The sequence below is a fragment of the Deferrisoma camini S3R1 genome (genome assembly GCF_000526155.1).
GTDB lineage: Bacteria > Desulfobacterota > Deferrisomatia > Deferrisomatales > Deferrisomataceae > Deferrisoma > Deferrisoma camini.
In genome coordinates this window covers 1,390,894-1,414,579 of sequence record NZ_JAFN01000001.1, presented here as the reverse complement: position 1 = coordinate 1,414,579, position 23,686 = coordinate 1,390,894, and the positions used below count along the sequence as shown (strand labels likewise).

Sequence of the window (23,686 nt, the reverse complement as noted above, 5' to 3'; positions counted from 1 at the left end):
CCGAAGTTACCGGGAAGAGGAACCATGGCGAGGATACTCGTGGTGGACGACGAGGTGGAGGTCCGGGGGATGCTGAGCCAGGTCCTGCGACGGGCCGGGCACGAGGTGGTGGAGGCGGCCGACGGCAACGAGGGGGTCGAACGGTTCCGGGAGATGCGGCCGGACCTGACGGTGACCGACATCCTCATGCCGGGCCGGGGGGGGCTGTCGTTGATCATGGAGATCCGGAAGATCGACCCGTCGGCGCCGGTGCTCGCGATCTCGGGGGGCGGCAAGAGCGGGAATCTGAACTTTCTGAGCACCGCCCAGGCCCTGGGTCGGGTGGAGACGTTGCGAAAGCCGTTCCGGCGGGCACAGCTTCTGGAGAGCGTGAATCGGCTGCTGGGAGAAGAGATCAGGGAGGAGTAGGGTGGATGTCCGACTCATCAACCCGTTCATCTCGGCCACGGTGGAGGCTTTGCGGACGATGGCGGGGCTCGAGGTGGTGCGGGGGCGCCCCGACCTGGAACGTCAGTTCGTGGCGCGAGCCGACGTAAGCGGCCTGATCGGGATCACCGGGGACGTGAAGGGGGCCGTGGCGTTGTCGTTCCCCTTGTCCCTGGCCCGGAGACTGTGCGAGGCCCTGGTGGGGGAGACCGTGCTGGACGACGATCCCGGCATCCCCGACGCGGTGGGGGAGCTGGCCAACATCGTGACCGGAGGGGTGAAGCGCGAGTACGCGAAGATGGGGATCTCGTTTCAGTTGAGCGTACCAACCCTGGCCGTGGGGCCCCGTCACCAGATCTTGTATCAGAGCGATCAGCCGGTTCTGGTGATTCCGTTTCACGCGATGGGCACCCCTTTCTGGGTCCAGGCGGCCCTGAAGTTCGACGCACGGTAGTGGCGGCCCGCATCCGAGCAAAGATCCGTCTGAACACGGCCCCGTGCGTGAAGAGTCAGGAGGACGTTTCGGCCCGGCGCAGGGTCCACCAGGCGAGCAGCGCGAAGGCCACGGGCGGGGCCCAGGCGGCCAGGGGCGGGGGCACGGCGCCGGTCCGGCCCAGCGAGAGGCTCACCGCCTGGGCCAGGCCGAACGCCACGGCCGCCGCCAGGGCCGTCAGCACCCCCCGGACCCCCGTGCCTCGGGGGGGCCCACCCACCCCCAGGGAGAAGGCCAGCAGAGGCAGAAGGGCCGTGGCGGCAGGGAGGGCAGTCTTGGCCCACAAGCCCACCTCCAGGTCCAGGGTGTCGAACCCGCGGCGCCGGTTCCGCTCGATGCGGCGCCGAAGCTCCCGCCAGGTGATCGCGTCCATGGGCACCTTCTCCACGGTGAGGTCCCGGGGGGTGAGGCCCAGGTCCCGCCGGCTTCGCTCCAGTCGCTCGGTCTCGAACGTGCCGTCGGGGCGGAACCGCCGCGCCTCCACGGACTCGAGCACCCACCCCCTGCCGTCCCATCGACCCGTTCGGGCGCTCACCCGCTCGCGCATGCGTCCCCCCTGGACCCGGGCGATCTGAACGCCGGTCAGCGTCATGGTCCTCGGGTCCAGGCGATCCACGTGGACGAAGCCCCCCGGTACCCGCAGCCACAGGTCGGTGGTGCGCACGAGCGAGGCCTCGGATCGGCCCTTGATCCGTACGTTCTTGACCTGCCGGGCCAGGGCGAACCCCCGCGGGGCCACGAGCTCCTGGAGCCCCGCGTGACCGACCGCGAGCAGGAGCCCCGAGGCCACGAACGGGACGCTCAACCGGGCCAACGAGAGGCCCCCGGCCCGGAGGGCGGCCAGCTCCCCCCGGCGGACGAGCCCGGCCACGGCAAAGGCGGCGGCCAGGAGCCCGCTCATGGGGAGGATCTGGGTCAGCATCCAGGGAACCCGGGCCGCGAAGAACAGGGCCATGTCGGCGGCCCGGGGGGAGTACTTGAGGATCAGGCGGAGCTTCTCGAACGCCTCCACCACGAGGAAGAGCCCCAGGAACCCGCCCGCCACCGGCCACCACAGGCCCCAGAACCGCCGGGCCAGGTACCGGCTCACCACGGTCACGGCCGGCCCTCCCGGGCCCGGAGCCGGCGGACCACGCCGTCCCACGCCGCGCCCAGCCCCTCCTCCAGCGGGAGCGGTCGCTCCTGGTTCTTGCGGGCGAAGGCGAACGCCGCAAGCCCCCACAGAAGGACCTGGGGCGCCCAGACCGCCGCCTCCGGGGGCACGGAGGAGGCCTTCCCCAGGGCCCGGGACACCGTGAGGAGCCCGTAGTACAGGAGCAGCACCCCCAGCCCCAGCACGTAGCCCCGGCCCTGGCCGAACCGGGAGTGGTGGAACCCGAGACACGCCCCCAGCACCCCCAGGACGAGACATCCGGCCGGAAGGGCGAGCCGGCGGTGCATCTCCAGCCGGGCGGCCCGGTCGCCGTTGGTCGCGGCCGCCCAGAGCCGGGCCGTGGGGAGCTCCTCCACGTCCAGATCGGGGGAGACGCCGGGGATCGGCAGGGTGACCCGGTACCGCCGGAAGCCGATCCTCCGGTACGGGGTGCCGGGCCCCTCGTACTCGTGAACCTCCCCCCGTTCCAGGTCCAGGAACAGGCGCCGCCCCTCGGTCCAGAGCCGGCCCCGCTGGGCCGTGACCCACAGGGGGCCCTTCCCCCCGCGGTCCACCACCAGGAACAGGTCGGCCAGCTCCTTGCCCCCGTCTCGGGTGTCGCCGGCGAACAGGGTGATGCCGGGCGCCACCTCGGTGAAGGTGCCGGCCTCGGCCGTGAGCCCCACCCGGTTCTTGACCGCGTCGTAGAGCTCCTGGCGGAAGGCCCGGGCCGCGGCGGGTTGGCCCCACAGGCTCACCGCCGCGGCCACCGCCGTGACCCCGGCGCTCAGCCAGATCAGGGGGCGCAGGTTCTGGGCCAGGCTCACCCCCGAGGCGCGCATGGCCACGGCCTCGTGGTCCAGGCTCAGGCGCCCCGTGGTCAGGAGCACGGCCACCAGCAGGCTCACGGGCAGGAGGATCGGAAGGAGGGCGGGCAGGGCCAGGGCCATGAGCCGACCCACCGTGGACAACGGCACCCCCCGGGCCACGACCAGGTCCGACAGGAGGAACATCCGGTGCATGACCAGCACGAAGGCGAGCACCACCAGGCTCACCCCCAGGGCGGGGAGCGCCGATCGCAGGAGGTATCGATCCAGGACCTTCATGGGTTCGCGGCAAGCTCCTTCCCAGTAACTTCCGCTAGGACGCTAGGAGGCTGGGAAGCTAGGACGCTTGAAAACCTATCTGATTTCATATCGTTCCAAGCTACCCACGCCTCTTTGGCGTCAGCTAACGGCCTCGGGGGGCATGGTCTAGTTTCTAGTCTCTAGACGGCCCCGCAAGGGCCGGCGGAGGCTTCCGTCGGGATCGTGCCCCGCCCCAGGCTACCGGATTTGGCCCGGCCGGCGCCAGACGGGCCGGGCCGTGGTTGAGTCCGGCGGGGTGGGGTGATACCGTTCTTGGACCCGTGATCCGCCTACCCCTTGCCGGAGTTCCCATGGAGCCGGACCGCCTTCGCCGAGCCCTGGAGTCCACCCTGCTGTCCCCGGTGGCCGGTGCCGCCGAGGTGGAGGCCCTGTGCCGCGAGGCGGCGGAGCTCGGCCTCCACGGCGTGTGCGTGAGCCCGTGCCGAGTGGGGGAGGCCCTGGGGTGGTTGGCGGGGACCGGGGTCCGGGTCGTCACGGTGGTGGGGTTTCCGCTGGGGACCCAGACCCCCCGGTGCAAGGCGGCCGAGGTGGACGAGGCCGTGGCCGCGGGCGCCCACGAGGTGGACGCCGTGTGGAACCTGGGCTGGTTCCTCGAGGGGCGTTACCGGGCGGTGGTCGCCGAGCTGAAGGATCTCCGCAAGGCCGCGGGCGACCGGACCCTCAAGGTGATCCTGGAGACCGGACATCTCACGCCCCCGAAGCTCCGGGAGGCGGCCGCCCTGGCCCTGGGCGCCGGGGCGGACTTCCTGAAGACCTCCAGCGGGTTCGGCCCCCGCGGAGCCACCGTCGGGGACGTGCGCGTGCTGCGGCAGGTGGCCGGAGGCCGCTGCGGGGTGAAGGCCTCCGGCGGGATCCGCACCCTGGAGCAGGCGCGGGAGCTCCTGGCTGCGGGGGCGGACCGGCTCGGCACCTCGTCCGCCGGAGCCATTTTCCGGCAGGCCATGGAGTCGGCCCCCTGATTCCCCCTCCCTTTACGGTCCTGCTGCGGGCAGGGCGGTGTGCCGGCCGGCCGGTTCGGCCGCGTCCCCTGCCGCCTCCACGTACGCAAGAGCCGTCTCCACCAGGTCCGCGGCCGACGGCTCGGCATAGATGCTCGCCTCCAGGTGCGGCCGATACCGCTCGAGCACGTCGCGGAAGGCCTGACGGGAGAGCCGCCCGCGGCGGTACAGCCGCCGCAGGTGGGCCCGGATCAGGCCCGCGGCCTTCAGGCTCTGGTGGCCGGTGGGATCGGCCCGGAAGCACCACGCCTCCTCCCGGTCGATCAGATAGGCCAGGACCGCGTTCAGGGACAGGTCCTTGTACCGGGCCACCCGCTCCGGATCCAGGACCACCCGCGACTGGCCCATGGACTGGCGGATGATCTCGTGCCACCCCCGGAACCGGCCCATCAGGACCACGCTGTTGAAAATGACCTTGTTGGTCTGAAACGACAGGAGCGTCCGGCTCAACACCGACTTCAGGAGCTCGTCGTTGTCCTGGTGCATCTCCCGGCTGATCCGGTAGGGGATCTGCCACACCTCCCGGGGGGCGTGGGTGTCGAACCGCACCTCCCAGTAGGCGTGGTTCATGGCCCGGGTGGGGAAGCTCAGGATCGTCTTGAACGGTACGAAGTAGTTGTGGGCCACCACGTCCGCGGCCAGGTGGGCCAGGTAGCCCCAGGCGAACGCCTCCTGGCTGGGGCGTCTGGCGCGGGACAGCACCTCCAACCCCACGGTCCAACGGTGGCAGTGACGCAGGTAGTGGGTGAGCCGCTTGGCCACCACGATGTCCGCCGCGATGGACCCGTACAGGAAGTCCAGGGGGTGCACCCGCAGCAGCGCCTGCAGGGCGGCCGGCAGGAGGGGCAGGTTCTCGAGGACCCTCGTTCCGATCTCGAGGTGGGTGGCCGGGCCCCAGGCCAGGGCCGCGGCAGGGATCAACAGGACCACGGCCGCGGCAGCGGCCAGGATCCGGGTCGCTTTCGTCATGGGGTGTGTCCGTGCCCCGGCGCGGTGCCGGGCCGGGGAGTCGTCGGGTCGTGGCGTTCGGCCGCCCGAAGTATAGTGGCCCGATCCGGCACGGTCAAAGACGCCGTGGGCTCCTTGACCCCCGGGGACCGCCCTGTCTAGAATCCGCCGTCCCTCCCCTGTCCTCGTGTGCAAACGGTCTGCCATGCCTGCCATCCCTTCCCGCGTCGATCTGTCCGTCCGAGTGGGGCCCCTGGAGCTCCGGAATCCCGTGATCACGGCGTCGGGCACGTTCGGGTACGGCGAGGAGTTCGCGCCGTTCGCGGACCTCCGGCGCATCGGCGCCATCGTGGTCAAAGGCCTGAGCCTGCAACCCCGCGACGGCAACCCTCCCCCCCGCATCGTGGAGACCCGGGCCGGCATGATCAACGCCATCGGCCTGCAAAACGTGGGGGTCGCCGCCTTCGCCCGGGAGAAGATGCCGTTCCTGCGGGACCTGGGGACCCCGGTCATCGTTAATTTTTTCGGCAACACCGTGGAGGAGTATGAGGCCTGCGCATCCGAGCTGGACCGGGTGGAGGGGATCGCGGCCCTCGAGGTGAACGTATCGTGCCCCAACGTGAAGGCCGGCGGGATCGCGTTCGGCACCGACCCGGGCCTGCTGGGCCGGGTGGTGGAGGGTGTGCGCCGGGCCACGGACCTGCCCCTGATCGTGAAGCTGAGCCCCAACGTGGCGGACGTCCGCCCCCTGGCCGAGGCCGCCGTGGCGGCCGGCGCCGACATCCTGAGCCTGATCAACACGATCCCGGCCATGGCCGTGGACCTGGAGAGCCGGCGGCCGGCCCTGGCCAACGTCACGGGCGGGCTCTCGGGCCCGGCCATCAAGCCGGTGGCCCTGCGCCTGGCGTGGGAGGTGCTTCAGGCAGTGGACGCGCCCGTGATCGGCATGGGGGGCATCTGGGACGCCCGGGACGCCCTGGAGTTTTTGTGCCTGGGCTGCCGGGCCGTTCAGGTGGGCACGGTGAACTTCGTGCGACCCTGGGCCGCCGTGGAGATCGCGGACGGCATCGCACGGTACCTGGGGGAGAGGGGGTACGCCGGGGTGGGGGAGTTCATCGGAACCTTCCGGGTGGGGCCGTGACGCCGGCTGCCTACTGCGACTGGGTGGGCGACGACGCCCTGGCCCGGAGGTTCCACGACGAGGAGTGGGGCCGCGACCCCGGGGACGACCGGGCGTGGTTCGAGCTCCTGTGCCTCGAGGTGTTCCAGGCCGGGCTGTCCTGGCGGCTGGTCCTCCACCGGAGAGAGGCCCTGCGTCGGGCCCTGGAGGGGTTCGAGCCCGAGGCCCTGGCCCGTTGGGACGCCGACCGGATCGAGCAGGCCCTGGCCGCGCCCGGCATGATCCGCAATCGGAGGAAGCTGGAGGCGGTGGTGGCGAACGCCCGGGCCTTCCGGCAGGCCGTGGCCGAGGGGCCCGGGTTCGGGGCGTGGGTGGACCGGCTGATGGCCTCGGAGGGGGAGGCCGGGGTGGTCCGGGCGTTCCGGAGGCGGTTCCGGTTCCTGGGCCCCGTGCTGGTGAGGAGCCTGCTGGAGAGCGCGGGCCGGCTTCCGCTTCCCCACGACCCCCACTGCCACGCGGCCGGGGGACGGCCGTGAGGCTCCTCCGGGCCCTTCCGAAGCGTCTGACCCTGCCCACCCTGGGGCGGTGGGTGGCCCTGAGTGCCCTGGTAGGGGTGGTGGCCGGGGCCGGGGCCATCGTGTTCTACTACGCCACCAACTACGCGGGCGCGTTCTTCCTGCGGGACCTCGCCGGGTATGTGCCCCCGGAGGAGGGGGTGGCCCACGGCCCCCGGGTCGACTCCCTGGCCATGTCGTTCCGGTGGTTCCTGGCGTTCATCCCGGCGTTGGGAGGGCTGGTGTCCGGGTGGCTGGTCTACACGTTCGCGCCCGAGGCCGAGGGCCACGGCACCGACGGCGCCATCGATGCCTTCCACAACAAGGGGGGGCTCATCCGGGCCCGGGTGCCCATCGTGAAGACCCTGGCCTCGGCCGCCACCATCGGCACCGGCGGCTCGGCCGGCCGGGAAGGACCCATCGCCCAGATCGGGGCGGGGTTCGGCTCGTTCCTGGCCACCCGCCTGGGGCTCACCCCGGCCGACCGGCGGGTACTCCTGGTGGCCGGCATGGCCGGCGGCATCGGGGCGACCTTCCGGGCCCCCCTGGGCGGGGCCCTGTTCGCCGTGGAGGTGCTGTACCAGAACCCCGAGTTCGAGCACGAGGGGCTCATCCCGGCCATCATCTCGTCGATCGTGGCGTACTCGCTGTTCGGGGCCGTGACCGGGTGGGAGCCGCTTCTCCAGACCCCCCGGTTCCGGTTCACCTATCCCCCCGAGCTGCTGGTCTTCCTCGGATTGGCCGTGGCCTGTGCCCTGCTGGGCATGGTGTACGTGCGGGTGTTCTACGCCACCCGGGACCTGTTCCACCGGGTGCCGGTGCCGGCCATGTGGAAGCCGGTGATCGGCGGGCTGGCCCTGGGCGCCCTGGCCCTGGCGGTTCCCCAGGTGCTGGGTTCGGGATACGGGTGGATCCAGGCGGCGCTGCGGGGGCACATGGCCCTGTGGGTGATGCTGGTGGTGTGTCTGGCCAAGGTGGTGGCCACGAGCCTCACCATCTCGTCCGGAGGGTCCGGGGGGGTGTTCGCTCCGAGCCTGGTGATCGGGGCCATGCTCGGCGGCGCCTTCGGCGCCACGGCCGACGCGCTGTTTCCCGCCCTGGTCCAGGACCCCCGGGCCTACGTGCTGGTGGGCATGGCCGGGTTCTTCGCCGGGGTGTCGAACACACCGGTGGCCACCCTGATCATGGTCAGCGAGCTCACGGGCGACTACGGCCTGCTGGCCCCGCTGATGCTGGTGTCGGTGGTGGCCATGCTCACGGCCCGGGCGACCACCATCTACGAGAAGCAGGTGCCCGGAAGGGTGGACTCCCCGGCCCACCTGGGCGACCTGGTGGTGGACGTGCTGGAGGGGATCCGGGTCCGCGACCTGGGGGAGCAGGGCCGGCCCCCCACCCTGGTGGCCGAGGACATGCCCCTGCCCCGGATCCTCGAGTGCATCGCCGCGGCCGACACGGCTTACTACCCGGTGGTGGACCGCCAGGGCCGGATGACCGGCATCTTCTCGGTCAACGACATCCGCCGCATCCTGAACGAGGATCTGCCCCCCAATCTGGTGATCGCCCGGGACATCGCCGTGCCCCGGGTCGTCACGGCCACGCCCGACGAACCCCTCTCCCAGGTGCTCCGGAAGCTCTCCAGCCGGGGGCTCGAGGAGATCCCCGTGGTGGACCCGGACGACCCCGGACGGGTCCTGTACATGCTGTCCCGCCGCTCGGTCCTGGCCCGCTACACCCGGGAGCTCGAGCACCGAAAGGGCCTGTACGCGGAGGTGTGAGGGGACCCGCGCCCGGCTCCCCGGCAGGCCCCTTGCCCCCCAGAGCAGGAAGGGAGCGCGCCTGTTTGCCCGCCGGTTTCGGAGTATCAAGCCCGCGGCTCGATCTGCCGATCCGTAGGAAGAACGTTCTCCTGCGGCCAACCCGGATGAGGAGGCAGACGGTGCGCAGAGCTTGGATCCTGGGGGTGGTTCTGGGGGTGGTGTCGGCCGGCGCGGGCCCGGCCCGGGCATGGGGGCTCGGCGGGCTCTCGGCCGTGGCGGTGGAGGTGGCCGCGGAGGCGGCCCCGGATCCGGTGGAGGCCGAGGTGGAGCTGCTCCGCACCCTACGGGACCTGGGCGTCCGCCCGGACCCCTCCGCCCGGGAGCGGCTTCGGCTGGACCTGGTGCCGGCGGACGGCGGGTGGTCCGCCGGGCTGGTGCTCATCCAGCCCATGTGCCTGGAGCGCGATCCCTTGCTGTGCGCGGAGCAGTCCACTTGGATGGAGGTCGCCACGGACCGCGAGGCGGACGACCCGACCCCCTTGGCCCGGGAGGTGCTGGACCGGTTCGCCGCGGCGTGGCGGCAGGCAAACCTCTCCGGCGGGGATTGATCGGGCCTTCGGCTATCCGGCGCCCTGCCGGACCTCCCGAGCCTTGCACTCCCCGCACAGGTCGGGTTTCACCCACAGGCCCAGCTCGGCCATGAGCTGGGCCTCGCTGGTCCAGAGCATCGGCGTACCGCAGATCCGGCACGGCACGTCCACGGGGGGGTGGTCCTTCAGGAAGGCCTCGCACCGGGCGCACAGCCTTCGGGGCTGGGGCCGGCCCGTGCGCTCGTGGAGGAGTTGGTCGAACCGCGTGAAGGTCCAGGTGCCGTCGCACCCCTCCTGCCGGCAGGGCACCTCACGATCCTCCAGGCTGTTCACCCGCTCCAGGCAATCGGGGCACAGCCGCCGGGGCGGCTTGCGGCCGCGGCGCAGGTCCGAGAGCTGTTGGACCGCGGTGTACACCCAGGTGCCGTCACACGCGTTCACCCGGCACGGCATGGTGCGGTCCTGGAGCCGTTGGAGCTCCTCCTGGCACCGGGCGCAGCGCCGGCGCGGGGGCTCGGGACCGAGCCCCCTCCTCTCGGCGGCGAGCTGGGAGAACCGGGTCCAGGTCCAGGTGCCGTCGCATCCGCGCACGGAGCACGGGACCGGCCGGTCTTGGAGCTCCCGCAGCCGCTCGGCACACGACGGGCACATGCGCTGGGGAGGCCGCCGGCCGGCCTTGCGGTCCGCCAGCTGGTCGAATCGCCGGTACACCACCGTGGCCGAGCACCCGGGGACCTTGCACGGCCGGGGCACGTCCTCCAGCTCCCGGTAGGTGCGGTAGCAGTCCGGGCACATGCGGGCCGGCGGCTTGTCCCTACCCCAGGCGAGGCGCTCCTCCGGCTTCCACAGCCACCGGCCCGAGCACCCAGGGACCCGGCAGGGCACCTCCACCGCATCCTGGGCCGCGGCCTCGGACCGGCACTCCTCGCACAGGAGCTCCCGGGGCCGACGGCCCCGCACCTGCCACACCAGCTGCTGGAACCGGCCCAGCCGGACCGTTCCCCCGCACCCAGGCCGCTCGCAGGGAACCTCCTGCTCGGTGATGTCCCGGTACAGGGCCTCGCACCGGGCGCACATGCGTTTGGGCGGCTCCCTCTGCCCCCGGCGGAGGGCGTGGAGGATGTCCTCCGCGGTCTGGGTCCAGGTGTTCCGGCACCCCGGAACCCGGCACGGAACCTCGCGGGGCTGCACGGCAGCGGTGAGCGAGATGCGCATGGGACCTGTCCTTCAGCAGGGGGAAGGGGGGTCCGAGATCTTCAGGAGGAGGTCGCCTCGGGCTCCGGCCTTGCCGGGGCCCTTGCCCCGGATGCGCAGCCTCAGGCCCGGCCGGGCTCCGGCCGGGATGCGCACCCGAAGCCGCTCCATGCCCCGGGGGCCCGGCACGGCCACCTCCACGGTTCCGCCGGCACGCCGCACCTCGGGGGGCACCGGAAGCCGGTACTCCACCGGGCCGGGGGAGGCCGGCCGGGGAAGGGCCTTCCGGAGGATCCGACCCAGCACCCCGGGCCGCTTGGGAAGCGCCCTGGCCCGGCTGTGCGGGCCCGGGAACCTCCGTGGGGCCCGCTCGAAGGCACGGAACCAGCCGCCCAGGGGCCCCACGAACACGAACCCGCCGAAGAACACCCCGCCGCCGGGCGCGTGGAACACCCTGCGGAGGTACCCTTCGTCGAACCGGAGGCCCTGGCGCCGGAACTCCTCGGCCATCTGCCGCAGGAACGCCCCGAACACCGGGTGCCGGAACAGGTCGGCGAAGAGGTCCTCGGGGCGGAAGTCGGCTCCGCCCGGTGTCGGCCGGCCGGCCCGGGCCGCGTCGTAGCTTCGGCGGCGGGTCGGGTCGGCGAGCACCGCATAGGCCTCGGTGAGCTCCTTGAACGCCTCCTCTGCCTCGGGGCTGCCGCCGTTGCGGTCCGGGTGCAGCTCGAACGCCCTGCGGCGGTAGGCCCTTCGGATCTCCTCGGCGGTGGCCTCGGGCGAGACCCCCAGGACCGCGTAGTAATCCTTCACGGCCGCTCCCCCCGGCCGAAGAACTCGCCGAGCACCCGGGCCGTGGCCTCGGGGTTCTCCAGGGGGCTCAGGTGCCCCGCCCGGGGGATCACGGCGTGCCGGCCCTGCCGAGCCAGGCGGCTCATCCGTTCGGCCACCTCGGGCGGAGTGAGCGGGTCGTCCGCGCCCGCGGCGAACAGGAGCGGCAGATCCGCCCGCTCCAGCACGTCCTCGTACGAGCCCCGGTCCCGGATGGCGGCCGCGTCGGCGGCGAACGCCTCCGGCCCCACGGCGCGGCCCATCTCGACCACCAGATCCCGGAGCGGGCCCTCCCGGTGGTAAGGCGCCAGCACGCTCGCCGCGAAGGTCTCGAGCACCTGTTCGAACCCGCCCCGCCGGATCAGGTCGAGCACCTGGTCCCTCTTGACCCGACGCTCCGGAGTGTCGCCGAACGCGGTGGTGTCCACCAGGGCGGCCGCGGCGATGCGGTCGGCCCGGCGCCGAAGGAGCTCGAAGGTGATGTAGCCGCCCATGGACAGCCCGGCCACGAAGGCCCGGGGCGCCTCGATCCGGTCGAGCACCTCCCCCAGTTCCTCGGCCACCCTAGCCAGGGACCCGCGGCCCCACACGCTGGGGTACACCACCCGGAACTCCCCGGCCAGACGCTCCCCCACCGGAAGCCACAGACGGTCGTCGCAGCCCAGGCCGGGGATCAGCACGAGCGCCGGCCCTGCGCCCTGGATCCGTGTCTCCATGGTGCCCTCCGCAGCGTCCGCCGGAACGTCGAAAGGGGGTTCCCGGATCGGTTCGGATGGAAACCGCTCGCCCGGTGATTTCCAAACTACACGATCCCAGGCTAAGATTCCAAGGGGAGGAACGAGCCGGGAACCCCTCGAACCGGAGGCGCCCCATGGATCCCATGCCCTTGCTGAGACCCGAGTTCCAGATGATCCTGCTGCCCGTGGCCGGCCGCATGGCGGTGGCGTTCTTGTGCGGGGCGTTGGTGGGGGCGGAGCGGGAGTGGAAGGGGAAGCCGGCAGGGCTGCGCACCAACATCCTGATCTGCCTGGGAGCCGCCCTGTTCACCATGGGCTCGGAGTTCATGGCCAAGTTCGTGGCCCACGCTCCCCAGGAGTCCACCCGGATCGCGGCCCAGATCGTGAGCGGGGTGGGGTTCATCGGGGCCGGCGCGATCCTGCGGAGCGGTAGGGGGGTGGTGGGGCTGACCACGGCGGCCACGATCTGGCTCGTGGCCGCCATCGGGGTGATGGTGGGGATGGGGTACTGGCTCATCGGCCTGATCACCGCCGTGATGACGGTGGCCACCCTGGTGGCCTTGGGCCGGGTGGAAAAACGCCTCATGGGGCCGTGCGACATGCGCACGGTGGAGGTGGTGCTGGGATCGGACCGGCCCGTGGCCCTGGCCCGCCTCGAAGCGGTGCTCGAGAGCGCCCAGTGGCCCACCCGGGTGGACCGGATCGAGAGCTGCGAGGGCGGCACCCGCATCCGCTTCACCTATTGCGCCCGCCACCCCTCCCACCGGGGCATCCTGTGGGACCTGGGGCAGATCCTGGAGTAGCTCTGCCTAAACCCTTCGAAAGTGTTGCCGTAGCGCGGGGTGGGGGCCTGGCTCCGGCCGGGCGCGAGTGCAGCATCCGGTCGCCGCGCCTTCTCATGCCGTTGTCTGTCCGTCGATTCAGTCGGCGATAGCGGAACCCCCGGAGGCCGGTGGCGGTCCCGACATTCGGGGGCGCGGCGAGCTGAGGGGCCGCACCCGGCGCTCCGCCAGACCCCCCCGCACTCCTCGAGGAGGGAGGCACGAGCCCTGAGGAGCCCTAGTTGGAGGGGTGATCAGTCGCCCCCGGCCGGCGTCTTCTCGATCTGGACCGCCCCGCGCATGCCCCGGTCGGCGTGGCCGGGCTGGGTGCAGGCCACGGGATAGGTACCGGGCCTCACGGCCACGAACGACAGGCGCACCGACCGCCCCGGTGCGAGCTGGAACGCGGTGAACCGCCAGGCCCGGACCTCGGCCACCTCGGGCACCTCGGCCTTCCGGGCCGCCACGGCCTTGAGGAACTCCGGAGCGGAGAAGGAATGGGTCTCCCGGCCGGTGTTCACGATCTCCAGGACGTAGGACAGGCCTTCCCGGAGCACCAGCACCTGCGGCGAGAGGCGATACTCGGCCAGCTCGAGCCGCAGGGTCTGGGCCTCGGCCCAGTTCGCCTCCTGGACCCAGGGGGTGGGGTCCTTCACATATCCAGCCGGGATGCAGCCGGCCAGCCCCAAGAGGCCGGCCGCCAACCATACCTTCGTCGTGCTCGCCATCGGGGGGAACTCCTCCTGTGTCCAGGGGACCGTCACGGCGGGGGCAGCACCCACGAACGGCGCTCCACCACCTTGAGGGGCACCGGGCCGGCCCCCTCGAACGCCGAGGCCGGCAGCCGCGACTCGTACACCTCCAGGGTGATCACGTTGCCCTTGAGCTGGGGGCAGTAGAAGATCAGGACCACGTCGCGGAGCCGGCCCTGCCGGTGGAGGGCCGCCACGGTGGGGCCCAGGGCCCGGGCCAGCCGCTGGGCGAACCGCCCCAGGCTGCGTCGATCGAACCGCCGGAAGGTGACCTTGGCCCGGCTCAGGACCACCAGGTCGCCCCCCGGCTCCAGCCACACCCCGGCCACATAATACAGCTCCCCGCACCCCGCCTGGAAGCACAGGGTCTGGAGCGGGGCCACCCACCCGCCCAGGGCCGGGTCGATGTACACCGGTTTCTTGCTGAACCCGGCCGCGACGGCCGTCCAGACCAGGACCGCGGCCAGACCGGCAACTCCCCTCCGAACCATGACGAGAACCTCTCATCCCCAAGTTGCATTCAAAGCTATCGGCCCCCTGGCTCGCCGCGCAGCGCCTCCGGCGTCTGGACTGCGAAAAGGTGCGGATTCCAACGGGTTGCCATGAAGCCAGCTCCCCCGCCCCGTGCCTGCGCGGCGAATCTCAATGCCTGGCTTCGCGCCCGGCCGGAGGCAGGTCCCTTGCCCCGCCCCCGGATACGGATCCGATGGATGGCAACTTGGTATCACCCGGTATCCGCATCCGCGGAACGAAAAAAATCAACGCGCCTCCCCATTCATAGCGCGCCGGGACGAACAGGCAAGGGATGGGACAGCGGGAAGGGGATCTCGCGTTGGTCCGGGGCCTCGGCGTCAGGACCCCGCCGCCTCACAGCCCCCCAGCCTCCCAGCTTCCCTCGGCCCACCGGCGCAACCGGAGGGCCTGCCACGCCAGCTGCTCCCTGGCCTCCCACAGGGAGACCGCCTCGAAGGTCACGGGGTCGCCGGGCACCGCCTGGGCCAGGGCCGGGATGTCGGTGCGCACCACGGTAGCGATCTTGGGGTAGCCTCCCGCGGTCTGGCGGTCGGCCATGAGCACGATGGGCCGGCCGTGGGCCGGCACCTGCACCGCGCCCCAGGCGATGCCGTCCGAGAGGATGTCGGCCGGGCCGGCGTGCTCGATCCGGGGGCCTTCCAGGCGGTAGCCCATGCGGTCGGCCTGGGGCGACACCTCGAACCGCTCCGCCAGGAACGTGTGCAGCCCGCTCCGCGTGAACCGGTCCGCCTGGGGGCCGAGGACGACCCGGAGCCGGATCGGCTCGCCGGGTGGGGGGAGGGGAGAGAGCAGCTCCGGCGGCGCTCGGCGCCCCGGGCCCCATCCCGGGGGAAAGGGCGGCCCGTAGGCCCGGAGCTCGTCCCCCTGCCGGAGGGCCCGCCCCTCCAGGCCTCCCAAACGGGCGGGCAGGTACGTGGACCGGCTGCCCAGCACCTCCGGCACGGCGAACCCGCCGGCCACGGCCAGATAGGCCCGGCACCCCCGCGGCCGGCCCTTCGTCCTCAGGACCGACCCGGCCTCGGCCCGGAACGAGGTCCCGGGCCCCAGGGGGGTCCCGTCCAGTTCGAACCCCAGGTCCCCCCCGGCCAGGGCCGCGGCCGTGGGGCCGAGGAACTCGGCCTCGAACCCCCCCAGGGTGATCTCCAGCACGGCCGCGGTCCAGTGGTTGCCGACCAGGGCGTTCGCCACCCGGAACGAGAGGGGGTCCATGGCGCCGGACACCGGCACGCCCAGGTGCTGGAACCCCCACCGGCCGTGATCCTGGACCGTGGTGAGGGGGCCGGGTCTTCGGATGCGCAGTATAGGTCGGGTCTTCACGTTTTGCTCTTTTTCATCGCGCGGAAAGTGGCCGCGTCGATGGGGCGGAACCGTACGCCCATGCCGGGCACGGCCCGGGCCGGGGGCTGGCGTTGGGGGTCGAACATGCGCAGGGGGGTCCGGCCGATGATCTGCCACCCGCCCGGGCTGTCCAGGGAGTACACCCCGGTCTGGGGGCCGGCGATCCCCACCGAGCCGGCCGGTACCCGGGCCCGGGGCTCGGCCCGGCGGGGGGTGTGGATCCGGGGGGAGAGCCCCCCCAGGAACAGGAACCCCGGCATGAACCCCAGCATGTACACCCGATAGGCGGGGGCGGTGTGGATCTCCACCACCTCGGCCGGGGTCAGACCGTGGCGCCGGGCCACCTCCGCCAGGTCGGGGCCGAACTCGGGATCGTAGCAGACGGGGATCTCGATCACCCGCGGGGAAGAGGCGCGGGGCGGGCTGCGGGTGAGGTCGGACCAGGCCCGCTCCACCTCGAGCGCCAGGGCCTCGTACGAGACCTCCAGCGGATCGTACTCCACGAACACCGATCGGTAGGTGGGCACGCGGGCGATCACGCCCCGGATCCCCTCGAGCGCCCGGGCCAGCGCCACCACCCGCTCGTGGATCTCGGGCGCGATCGCATCGCCCACCTCCACGGTGAGGGCCGTCTCCCCGCAGGGCAGGATCCGCGGCCGCTGCCAGGGGGCCGGGGTCACGCCGTGAGCCCCCCGACGATCTCGGACAGGGGGGCCACCCGCACCCCGGCGGCCTCGAGCGCGCTGCGGACCGCCCGGGCCAGCTCCACCGCGCCGGGGCTGTCGCCGTGCACGCAGAACGACTCGGCCTGCACCTCGATCTCGCCTCCGTCGATCGTGTCCACGGTTCCCCGGGTCACCATGCGCACCGCCCGGGCCGCCACCTCTTCCGGATCGGTGAGCACGGCACCGGGAACGGAGCGGGGGACCAGGGTGCCGTCCGGCCGGTAGGCGCGGTCCAGGAACGCCTCGCGGGCCACGCGCACTCCGAGCTGCCGGGCCGCCCGCTCCAGCTCGGACCCCGCCAGGCCCAGGAGGATCAGGTCCGGGTCGTAGTCCCGCACCGCCCGGGCCACCGCCCGGGCCAGGTCCGGATCCCCGGCCGCCCGGTTGTAGAGGGCGCCGTGGGGCTTCACGTGCTGCAGGCGCAGGCCCCGGGCCCGCAGGAACGCGTCGAGGGCGCCCACCTGGTACAGCACCCAGTCGTACACCTCGTCGGGGGCGGCCTCCACGGGCCGGCGGCCGAACCCCAGCAGGTCCGCATACCCCGGGTGGGCCCCGGCAGCCACCCCGTGCTCGGCGCACAGCTCCACGGTCCTGTGCATCACGTGGGGGTCCCCGGCGTGGAACCCGCAGGCGATGTTGGCCGAGGTCACCGTGCCCATCAGCCCCGCGTCGTCCCCCTTGCGGTAGGCCCCGAACCCTTCTCCCATGTCCGCGTTGAGATCCACCGATCGCATGGCACCCGCACCTCCGCAAGCGTGTTCTGGACCAAGTTACTGCTAATACCAACGGAACTATTGTCAGATCCCCGGCGTTCACAAGGGAACCAGTCCCCCACCCCGCACTACGGCAACCCTCTTGAAAGTTTTGGTGATCACAGGCCCAGGTAGGCGCTGCGGAGCCGGTCGTCCTCCAGGAGGTCCCGCCCCGGGCCGCTCGCCACGATCCGGCCGGACTGGAGCGCGTACCCCCGGTCGGCGATCTCCAGGGCCTCGCGCACGGTCTGCTCCACGAGCAGGATCGTCATGCCCTGGGCCTTCAGGGTGTCCACCGTCTCCAGCACCTCGTCCACCAGCTTGGGGGCGAGCCCCAACGAGGGCTCGTCGAGCATCAGAACCTTCGGGCCCGACATCAGGCCGCGGCCGATCGCCACCATCTGCTGCTCGCCCCCGGAAAGGGTGGCGGCCGCCTGCTGCCTCCGCTCCTTCAGCCGGGGAAACAGGGCGTACACCCGCTCCAGGTTCTCCTGCACGCGCCGCTCGTCCCGCACCACGTAGGCCCCAAGCCTCAGGTTCTCCTCCACCGACAGCGGGCCGAACAGCATGCGCCCCTCGGGCACGTACACGAGCCCCCGGGACACGACCTCCTCCGTGGCCAGCCCGGCCACCGGCTTGCCGTCGAACCGGATCTCGCCCTCCGACACCGGGGCCGCACCCATGATCGCCTTGAGCAGGGTAGACTTGCCGGCCCCGTTGGCGCCCACCACGCACACGGTCTCGCCGGGAAGCACCTCCAGGTCGATCCCGTGGAGGACGGCGAGCTTGCCGTAGCGCACCACCAGGCCGCGAACGGTCAGGAGCGGCGCGCTCACGGTGACGCCTCCTCCAGGTACCGGGCCGCGTACTTCTCGCCCAGGTAGGCCCGGATCACGGCCGGGTCGTGGGCCACCTCGTGGGGCAGGCCCTGGGCGATCACCCGCCCCGAGTCGAGCACCAGCACCCGGTCGCTCAGGTTCATCACCAGCTCCATCACGTGCTCGATCACGATCAGGGTCACCCCCTGCTCCCGGTGCACGTGGCGGATCGCGTCCATCAGCTCCCCGATCTCGCCCGGGTTGAGGCCGGCGGCCACCTCGTCGAGAAGGAGGAGCTTCGGCTCGGTCCCCAGGGCGGTGGCCAGGGCCACCCTCTTCTGGCCGGCCACGGGCAGGTCGCGGATCGGCAGGTCTGCCAGGCCCGCAAGGCCCAGGAACCCCAGGATCTCCCGGGCGCGGCTCCGGGCCCGGGACGGGGAGGCGGTGCGGGAGAAGCACCCCACCATGGCGGTCTCCAGCACCGTCAGGTCCCCCCCGGCCACATAGGTCTGGAACGTCCTGGCCATGCCCATGCGGGCGATCCGGTGGGGCGGCAGGCCGGTGACGTCCCGGCCGTCGAACCGCACGGTCCCCCGCTCGGGCCGGTGGAACCCCGTGATGCAATGGAACAGGGTGGTCTTGCCGGCCCCGTTCGGGCCGATCAGTCCGAGGATCTCCCCTGCCTCCACGGTGAAGGAGATCCCGTCGTTGGCCCGGAGCCCCCCAAACTCCTTGGTGAGCTCCGTCACCTCCAGGAGCGCGGGCATCAGGCCGACTCCTTGCGGGCCCGGTACCGCTCCACCAGGCCCCAGATGCCCCGGGGCTCTGCCGCCGATACCACCATGATGATCAGGGCGTACAGGATCAGGTCCATGCCCACCAGCCCCGCTCGGGCCCCGAACCACTCCTTGAAGTAGCTCTTGAGCGGGATCAGGATGCCGGCCCCGATGATCGGCCCCCATAGCGACCCCGCCCCGCCCAGCATGGCCATGAGGGCGATCAGGATCGACAGGTCCAGGCTCATGGTGTCTTCGGGCTCGATGTTCTTGATGTAGCAGGCGTGGAACGAGCCCACCATGCTGACGAACGCCGTGGCGATGGCATAGGTCTTCACCTTGGCCCAGTGGACGTTGATCCCCAGCGACCGGGCCATGTCCTCGTTGTCCTTGATCAGCCGCAGTTGGTAGCCCAGCCGCGACTTGCGGAACGCGTTCATGTACAGGACGCCGCCGAAGAAGAAAGCCAGGAGCACGTAGTAGTAGTACACGTCCTCCTTGAAGATCAGGCGCACGAAGTCTGGCGTGGGGAACCGGTGGGCCGGGATCTCGAGGCCCCGCGCCGCGCCCACGAAGTCCCACACCTCGAACAGGTCCTTGAGCACCAGGGAGGCCGCGATCGTGGCGATGGCGAAGTAGTGCCCCCTCAGCCGGAACAGGGGGTAACCGATGGCGAACGACCACAGCACCGCAAACCCCATGCCCACCGGCATGGACACCCAGAACGGCACGTCCCACCGGATCAGGGCCACGGCCGTGGTGTAGGCGCCGATGCCCACGTACTGGGCCTTGCCCAGGTCCACCTGGCCGCCGTAGCCGCCGATGGTGTTCCAGCCCATGCCGTACAGGGAGAACATCAGGAACTGGATCATGGTGGCCGTGGCGAAGGACGACACCGGCAGCAGCGGGAACGCCAGCAAGAACGCGGCCACGACCCGGGAGACCCACCTCTCCGTGGGCCGGAAGTCCGAGAAGTCGAACGCGGCTCTCAGTGCTTCCATCCGAACAGTCCCCGGGGGCGAACCACCATGATCACGAAGTAGGCCAGGTAGACGAAGGTGTACTTGAAGGACGTGACGGGCACGTCCATCATCCAGTCCCACTCGGTGGCGTAGGCAACGGAGTCCCAGATGCCAGGGATTTCCATCAGGAGCCCCACCACGATCCCGGCCGCCAGCGCCCCGGGCACGCTCCCAAAGCCGCCGAGGGCCACGATGGTGAAGGCGATCATGGTGAACAGCAGGCCCACATAGGGGTTCACCGACCAGAAGTTCACGATCAACGCCCCTGCGATCGTGACCGTGGCGCCGCCGATGCCCCAGGCCAGGGCGTTCATCCGCTCGGTCGGAATCCCCATGTACCGGGCGGCCTGGGCGTTCAAGGCCGTGGCCGTGAGCGCCTTGCCCACCCGGGTGCGGTTCATCAGCAGCCACACCCCCACGAACGACACCAGCGAGAGCGCGGCCGCGGCCAGCTTCGTGGCCGGCACGATCACGCCCATGCCGAAGTCCACGCTCTTGCCCACCAGGAGCCCGGCGTTCACGCCCCGGTCCTCGGACCCGAACAGCAGCAGCGCCAGGTTGCGCAGCAGCAGCATGAGCCCGAAGGTGCCGAGCAGCTGGGCCACCATGGGGCCGCGCAGCAGAAACCGGATGAACCCCCAGTAGCAGGCGACTCCCAGCAGGTACCCCACCACGGCCGCCACCGGGATGCCCAGCAGCGGATCCATGCCGGTGGCGTTGGCCGTGAGGAGCCCGGTGTACATACCCAGCATCAGGAACTCGCCGTGGGCGAAGTTCACGATGTCCATCACCCCGAAGATGATGGTGAGGCCCAGGGCCACCAGGGCCAGCACCATCCCGATCAGGACTCCGGCCACCACCGAGCTGACGAGGATGTCCATGGGCTAGAGGCTAGAGGCTAGAGACTAGAGACTGGAAACTAGAGACCGAAGATCGACGACCCAATCGCTGCATCCAAGACCTCCTCCGCACGCGGAGAGACCCTGCCCCTCCGCGTGCGGACCCCAGTTGTTTGCCCGGCGACAAGATAGACGCTCTCACGCCCCCGATCGGGGGGCAAGGGACCTGCCGGAGCGCCGCCCTACTTCCACCCAGGGAACGGGTAGATCATGTCCGCCGTGGCGAGGTCGAAGGGGTACACGATCTCCAGCACGATCTCGCCCTTGTCGTTCTTCTGGTACTGGCCGATCAGCCCCGATCCCAGCACGTTCTGGCCCATCTCGGAGCCGGTGTTCTGGAAGTCGATCCCGGCCCACGGCACCACCAGCTCGGACCCGGGGATCACGATCTCGTTGGCCGCCTTCTGGATCGCGGCCGGGTCGGTGGAACCGGCCTTGTTGAGCACGTGATACCAGGCCTGCAGACCCGTGAACGCCCGGGCCGAGGCCCCGCCCAGGTCGTGGCCGGTGCGCTTCTTGTACAGGGCGTTCACCTGGCCGGCCACCTTCTTCACGTCGGCCACCTTGGGCAGGAACACGGTGCGGGTGAGCACCCCGACGATGTCGTCGCCGAGGGTCTTTCGGAACTCGGGCTTCTCGAATCCGGCGTCCTGGCCCCAGATCACCTTGGGCGCGGCCCGCTGGGCCTTGAGGGTCTTCACCATGAGGATGGCGTCCGAGGTGTAGGACGCGAACAGGTACACGCCGGCTCGGGACGCCTTCAGCGACCGGACCTCGCTGGAGAGGTCCGCGGACTTGGCCGCGTACAGGAGCGACTTGCGCACTTTGAACCCGTACTGGTCGGCCAGCTCCTTGATCAGGCCCGATACGTGGGAACCCCACTCGGTCTTCTCGCAGGCCGAGGCGATGGTGCCGATCTCCTCCTTGGGCACGGCCGGCACGCCCCGGACCTTGCCCTCGGTCAGCCCCTTGAGCAGCTCGAACAGGTCCTTGGTGAACCAACGGTCGTGGGGGGTGGTGCGCCAGAACCACTTGAACCCGCGCTCGGTCAGGGCCGGCGAGGTGGACGAGCCGTTGATCATCGGCACGCCGTACTGCTCGCACACGGCGCTCACGGTCTTGGTGACCGAGCTGTGGTAGCAGCCCAGGATGCCGTCCACCTTGTCGTCGAGGATCAGCTTCTTGGCCAGGTCGGCCCCCAGGGTGGGGTTGCCCTCGTGGTCCCGGATCAGGAGCTGGATCTTCGCGCCCCCGAGCCCGGGGATCCCGGCGGACTTGGCCATCTCCATGTCGATGCCGGGCATCACGTTGTTGATGATGTCCGCGGCCAGCTCCACCCCGGCCCGCAGCTCCCTTCCGGCCGCGGCAGCCCCCCCGGTCAGGGGGTAGATGACCCCGATCTTCACCACCTTCTCGGCCGCCCGGCCGGGCCCGGCCGGCAGCGCGAGGGCGACGAGAGCCGCGAGCAGCGTGACCACCGTTCTCTTCCCCTTGCGTCCCATGATCCTCTCTCCTTTCCGGCGGACGTGGCCGCCGTTTCAGGGGCTGTGCTCCCCCGGGGGATCGCTCAGAACACCGCCAGGCTCCGGTCCAGCACGTCCGTGACCAGCATTTGGCCCGGCGCGTGGGTGATGGCCAGCTCCGGCCGGGCGTTGCGGAGCGCCACCTGGGGCGTCACACCGCAGGCCCAGAACACCGGTACCTCGCCGGGCCGGATCTCCACCGGGTCGCCGAAGTCCGGCGCTCCCAGGTCGCGGATGCCCAGGCGCTCGGGGTTGCCCACGTGGACCGGCGCGCCGTGCACGCCCGGGAACCGGGCGGTCACGGTCACGGCCTTCGGCACCAGGTCCGAGGGGATCGGCCGCATGGTGACCACCAGGTTTCCCCGGAATACGCCAGCCGGCTCACACGGCACCGACGTGACGAACATGGGCACGTTGCACCCCAGCTCCAGATGGCGCACCGGCACCCCGGCTTCGAGCAGGGCGGCCTCGAAGGTGAAGCTGCACCCCAACAGGAACGTGACGAGGTCGGGCCGCCACAGATCCCGCACGTCGTCCGCCGGGGTGACCCGGTCCCCCCGGAACACCCGGTACGCCGGGCAGTCCGTGCGTACGTCCGCGCCGGGGGCCGAGCGCCGGGGCTCGGTCCGGCCGGGCTCGAGCACCTCGAGAACGGGGCAGGGCTTGGGGTTTCTCTGGCAGAACAGGAGGAAGTCGAAGGCGAGGCTCTGGGGAAGGATCACCAGGTTCACCTGGGTGTAGCCGGGGCACAGCCCCGCCGTGGGCCCCCGCCACCGTCCCGAACGGATCGCTTGGCGAAGCTCGTTCGGCGACCAATGGCTTGCGGTGTGTCCCATGGGCTCCACCTTTTCCCCGGCAAAGGGCGCTGCGACCGTATGAATGACACACCGGGGCAGGGGTGTCAAGAAACGGCGTTTGGTGGTCCGCGGCTGGCTATGGCCGCCCCAGGCCCTGTAAGATCGGTCTCGCCTCGTTCGGGAACCGGAGGAGAACATGCTCGAGTTCACGCGGATGGCCCATTACGTCGCCCTGGGGTGTTACGCGCTGGCGGCGCTGCTGTGCCTGGCGGGTTGGCGGGCGGAGCGGCTCCGACGGGCCGGCGTCGGCTTGGCGGCCCTGGGATGGGTCGCGCAGGTGGTTCTGCTGGCGGCTCGGTGGGGGAAGGTGGGGTATCTGCCGGTAACAGGCCTGTTCTCCACGCTTCACTTTTTGGCGGTTTGGCTCGTGGGAATGGCGTTGTATCTTGGGTGGCGCTACCGGGCTAGGGGCCTCCTGCCCGGAGCGCTGGCCCTGGGCGCCGCGTCCCTGGCCGGGGCTTCGGCCGGCTCCATGGACCTCCAGCCCCTGAGCCCGGCCCTGGACACGCCGCTCTTCCTGATCCACGTGGCCACCTCGTTCGCGGCCTACGGCCTGTTCGGCCTGGCCGCCCTGGTGGGGGTGTACCGGTTCGCCGGGGTGCCCGGGTCGGCCCTGGGGGAGGACCGCCGCATGCTGGACGAGTGCCTGTACCTGGGGTACCTGCTGTTCACCTGGTGCATGGTGGCCGGCAGCCTGTGGGCCTACCTGGCCTGGGGTTCCTACTGGACCTGGCGGATCAAGGGGCTGTGGTCCACCATTGTGTGGTTCTTCTACTCGGGGGTGATCCACGTGCGCCACCGGCCGGCGTGGCAGGGGTGGCGGTTGAACGCCCTGTCCGTGGCCGGGTTCGGTCTGGTGCTGTTCACCTTTCTCGGGCTGGGGCTGCTGTTCGAGACCTCGCACCCCCTGCGGTAGGTCGGAGGGGTCGGGGAGAGCGGAGCGC

Annotated in this window: 26 protein-coding genes; 9 read left to right on the top strand and 17 right to left on the bottom strand. The window is 71.3% G+C overall.

Translation table 11 applies throughout. The features are described 5' to 3' along the window. Window positions 1-24: 24 nt before the first annotated feature. Entirely contained in the window at window positions 25-408 is a 384-nt protein-coding gene (locus tag DEFCA_RS0106220) for a response regulator (protein ID WP_025322170.1), read from the top strand. Window position 409: 1 nt separating this feature from the next. Continuing rightward, entirely contained in the window at window positions 410-880 is a 471-nt protein-coding gene (locus DEFCA_RS0106215) for a chemotaxis protein CheX (RefSeq protein WP_025322169.1), read from the top strand. 55 nt (window positions 881-935) lie between these two features. Here the strand turns inward: DEFCA_RS0106215 and lptG are convergent, their stop codons facing one another. Together lptG and lptF are read right to left on the bottom strand one after the other, a co-directional pair. Further along, complete coding sequence (gene lptG, locus DEFCA_RS0106210) at window positions 936-2,018, bottom strand: LPS export ABC transporter permease LptG (RefSeq protein WP_025322168.1); 1,083 nt, start codon at window positions 2,016-2,018, stop codon at window positions 936-938. Then, the gene (gene lptF / locus DEFCA_RS0106205; RefSeq protein ID WP_025322167.1) at window positions 2,015-3,157 is read right to left on the bottom strand and encodes an LPS export ABC transporter permease LptF; all 1,143 of its coding nucleotides are present in this window, start codon (window positions 3,155-3,157) and stop codon (window positions 2,015-2,017) included. Before lptF ends, lptG begins: the two co-directional genes overlap by 4 nt. A gap of 332 nt (window positions 3,158-3,489) precedes the next feature. Here lptF and deoC point away from each other — a divergent pair, with 332 nt between their 5' ends. Continuing rightward, the gene (gene deoC / locus DEFCA_RS0106200; RefSeq protein ID WP_025322166.1) at window positions 3,490-4,158 is read left to right on the top strand and encodes a deoxyribose-phosphate aldolase; all 669 of its coding nucleotides are present in this window, start codon (window positions 3,490-3,492) and stop codon (window positions 4,156-4,158) included. Between the two features lie 12 nt (window positions 4,159-4,170). Here deoC and DEFCA_RS0106195 read toward each other — a convergent pair whose 3' ends face one another. After that, window positions 4,171-5,166 (bottom strand): zinc dependent phospholipase C family protein, encoded by a 996-nt coding sequence (locus DEFCA_RS0106195; protein WP_025322165.1) that lies wholly within the window; start codon window positions 5,164-5,166, stop codon window positions 4,171-4,173. A 184-nt stretch (window positions 5,167-5,350) separates the two neighbouring features. Between DEFCA_RS0106195 and DEFCA_RS0106190 the strand changes: the two genes are divergently transcribed. The 4 genes from DEFCA_RS0106190 to DEFCA_RS22110 all read left to right on the top strand — a co-directional run bounded on the left by DEFCA_RS0106190 (window position 5,351) and on the right by DEFCA_RS22110 (window position 9,184). Continuing rightward, window positions 5,351-6,286 carry a dihydroorotate dehydrogenase gene (locus DEFCA_RS0106190; RefSeq protein ID WP_029733663.1) on the top strand — a complete coding sequence of 312 codons (936 nt, stop codon included), beginning with the start codon at window positions 5,351-5,353 and terminating at the stop codon, window positions 6,284-6,286. Then, the gene (locus tag DEFCA_RS0106185; protein ID WP_025322163.1) at window positions 6,283-6,801 is read left to right on the top strand and encodes a DNA-3-methyladenine glycosylase I; all 519 of its coding nucleotides are present in this window, start codon (window positions 6,283-6,285) and stop codon (window positions 6,799-6,801) included. Before DEFCA_RS0106190 ends, DEFCA_RS0106185 begins: the two co-directional genes overlap by 4 nt. Continuing rightward, window positions 6,798-8,594, top strand: a complete 1,797-nt coding sequence (locus DEFCA_RS0106180; protein WP_025322162.1) for a chloride channel protein — start codon at window positions 6,798-6,800, stop codon at window positions 8,592-8,594. The genes DEFCA_RS0106185 and DEFCA_RS0106180 overlap by 4 nt, the downstream gene beginning before the upstream one ends. A 161-nt stretch (window positions 8,595-8,755) precedes the next feature. Then, window positions 8,756-9,184 carry a hypothetical protein gene (locus tag DEFCA_RS22110; protein ID WP_025322161.1) on the top strand — a complete coding sequence of 143 codons (429 nt, stop codon included), beginning with the start codon at window positions 8,756-8,758 and terminating at the stop codon, window positions 9,182-9,184. A gap of 12 nt (window positions 9,185-9,196) precedes the next feature. Here the strand turns inward: DEFCA_RS22110 and DEFCA_RS0106170 are convergent, their stop codons facing one another. Genes DEFCA_RS0106170 through DEFCA_RS19205 form a run of 3 tightly spaced genes read right to left on the bottom strand, consistent with a single transcriptional unit; the run spans window position 9,197 to window position 11,904 of the window. Continuing rightward, window positions 9,197-10,381, bottom strand: coding sequence for a hypothetical protein (locus DEFCA_RS0106170; protein ID WP_025322160.1), 1,185 nt, complete (start codon window positions 10,379-10,381; stop codon window positions 9,197-9,199). Between the two features lie 12 nt (window positions 10,382-10,393). Then, on the bottom strand, window positions 10,394-11,170 hold the full coding sequence (locus DEFCA_RS24040) for a J domain-containing protein (protein WP_025322159.1): 777 nt from the start codon (window positions 11,168-11,170) through the stop codon (window positions 10,394-10,396). Continuing rightward, window positions 11,167-11,904 (bottom strand): alpha/beta fold hydrolase, encoded by a 738-nt coding sequence (locus tag DEFCA_RS19205; RefSeq protein WP_025322158.1) that lies wholly within the window; start codon window positions 11,902-11,904, stop codon window positions 11,167-11,169. Before DEFCA_RS19205 ends, DEFCA_RS24040 begins: the two co-directional genes overlap by 4 nt. A gap of 155 nt (window positions 11,905-12,059) precedes the next feature. Between DEFCA_RS19205 and DEFCA_RS20365 the strand changes: the two genes are divergently transcribed. Beyond that, complete coding sequence (locus DEFCA_RS20365) at window positions 12,060-12,728, top strand: MgtC/SapB family protein (RefSeq protein ID WP_051463197.1); 669 nt, start codon at window positions 12,060-12,062, stop codon at window positions 12,726-12,728. Window positions 12,729-13,000: 272 nt separating this feature from the next. Here DEFCA_RS20365 and DEFCA_RS20360 read toward each other — a convergent pair whose 3' ends face one another. From DEFCA_RS20360 to DEFCA_RS0106100, 11 genes are all read right to left on the bottom strand, one after another. Next, window positions 13,001-13,474, bottom strand: a complete 474-nt coding sequence (locus DEFCA_RS20360) for a cupredoxin domain-containing protein (RefSeq protein WP_025322156.1) — start codon at window positions 13,472-13,474, stop codon at window positions 13,001-13,003. 32 nt (window positions 13,475-13,506) lie between these two features. After that, complete coding sequence (locus DEFCA_RS0106145) at window positions 13,507-13,989, bottom strand: hypothetical protein (RefSeq protein ID WP_025322155.1); 483 nt, start codon at window positions 13,987-13,989, stop codon at window positions 13,507-13,509. A 376-nt stretch (window positions 13,990-14,365) separates the two neighbouring features. Then, on the bottom strand, window positions 14,366-15,349 hold the full coding sequence (locus DEFCA_RS0106140) for a 5-oxoprolinase subunit C family protein (protein WP_245693444.1): 984 nt from the start codon (window positions 15,347-15,349) through the stop codon (window positions 14,366-14,368). Continuing rightward, window positions 15,346-16,050 carry a 5-oxoprolinase subunit PxpB gene (gene pxpB / locus DEFCA_RS0106135; protein ID WP_025322153.1) on the bottom strand — a complete coding sequence of 235 codons (705 nt, stop codon included), beginning with the start codon at window positions 16,048-16,050 and terminating at the stop codon, window positions 15,346-15,348. The genes DEFCA_RS0106140 and pxpB overlap by 4 nt, the downstream gene beginning before the upstream one ends. Beyond that, window positions 16,047-16,829 (bottom strand): LamB/YcsF family protein, encoded by a 783-nt coding sequence (locus tag DEFCA_RS0106130; RefSeq protein ID WP_025322152.1) that lies wholly within the window; start codon window positions 16,827-16,829, stop codon window positions 16,047-16,049. Before DEFCA_RS0106130 ends, pxpB begins: the two co-directional genes overlap by 4 nt. 137 nt (window positions 16,830-16,966) lie before the next feature. Continuing rightward, window positions 16,967-17,683, bottom strand: coding sequence for an ABC transporter ATP-binding protein (locus DEFCA_RS0106125; RefSeq protein ID WP_025322151.1), 717 nt, complete (start codon window positions 17,681-17,683; stop codon window positions 16,967-16,969). After that, window positions 17,680-18,432: an ABC transporter ATP-binding protein gene (locus DEFCA_RS0106120; RefSeq protein WP_025322150.1), complete on the bottom strand. Its 753-nt coding sequence runs from the start codon at window positions 18,430-18,432 to the stop codon at window positions 17,680-17,682. Before DEFCA_RS0106120 ends, DEFCA_RS0106125 begins: the two co-directional genes overlap by 4 nt. Then, window positions 18,432-19,442, bottom strand: a complete 1,011-nt coding sequence (locus tag DEFCA_RS0106115) for a branched-chain amino acid ABC transporter permease (RefSeq protein WP_025322149.1) — start codon at window positions 19,440-19,442, stop codon at window positions 18,432-18,434. Before DEFCA_RS0106115 ends, DEFCA_RS0106120 begins: the two co-directional genes overlap by 1 nt. After that, window positions 19,430-20,344, bottom strand: a complete 915-nt coding sequence (locus DEFCA_RS0106110) for a branched-chain amino acid ABC transporter permease (RefSeq protein WP_025322148.1) — start codon at window positions 20,342-20,344, stop codon at window positions 19,430-19,432. The genes DEFCA_RS0106115 and DEFCA_RS0106110 overlap by 13 nt, the downstream gene beginning before the upstream one ends. A gap of 200 nt (window positions 20,345-20,544) precedes the next feature. Then, window positions 20,545-21,864, bottom strand: coding sequence for an ABC transporter substrate-binding protein (locus DEFCA_RS0106105; protein WP_025322147.1), 1,320 nt, complete (start codon window positions 21,862-21,864; stop codon window positions 20,545-20,547). A gap of 65 nt (window positions 21,865-21,929) precedes the next feature. Continuing rightward, complete coding sequence (locus DEFCA_RS0106100) at window positions 21,930-22,721, bottom strand: putative hydro-lyase (protein ID WP_025322146.1); 792 nt, start codon at window positions 22,719-22,721, stop codon at window positions 21,930-21,932. Between the two features lie 157 nt (window positions 22,722-22,878). Between DEFCA_RS0106100 and DEFCA_RS20355 the strand changes: the two genes are divergently transcribed. Continuing rightward, window positions 22,879-23,658: a cytochrome c biogenesis protein gene (locus tag DEFCA_RS20355; RefSeq protein ID WP_025322145.1), complete on the top strand. Its 780-nt coding sequence runs from the start codon at window positions 22,879-22,881 to the stop codon at window positions 23,656-23,658. Window positions 23,659-23,686: the final 28 nt, after the last annotated feature.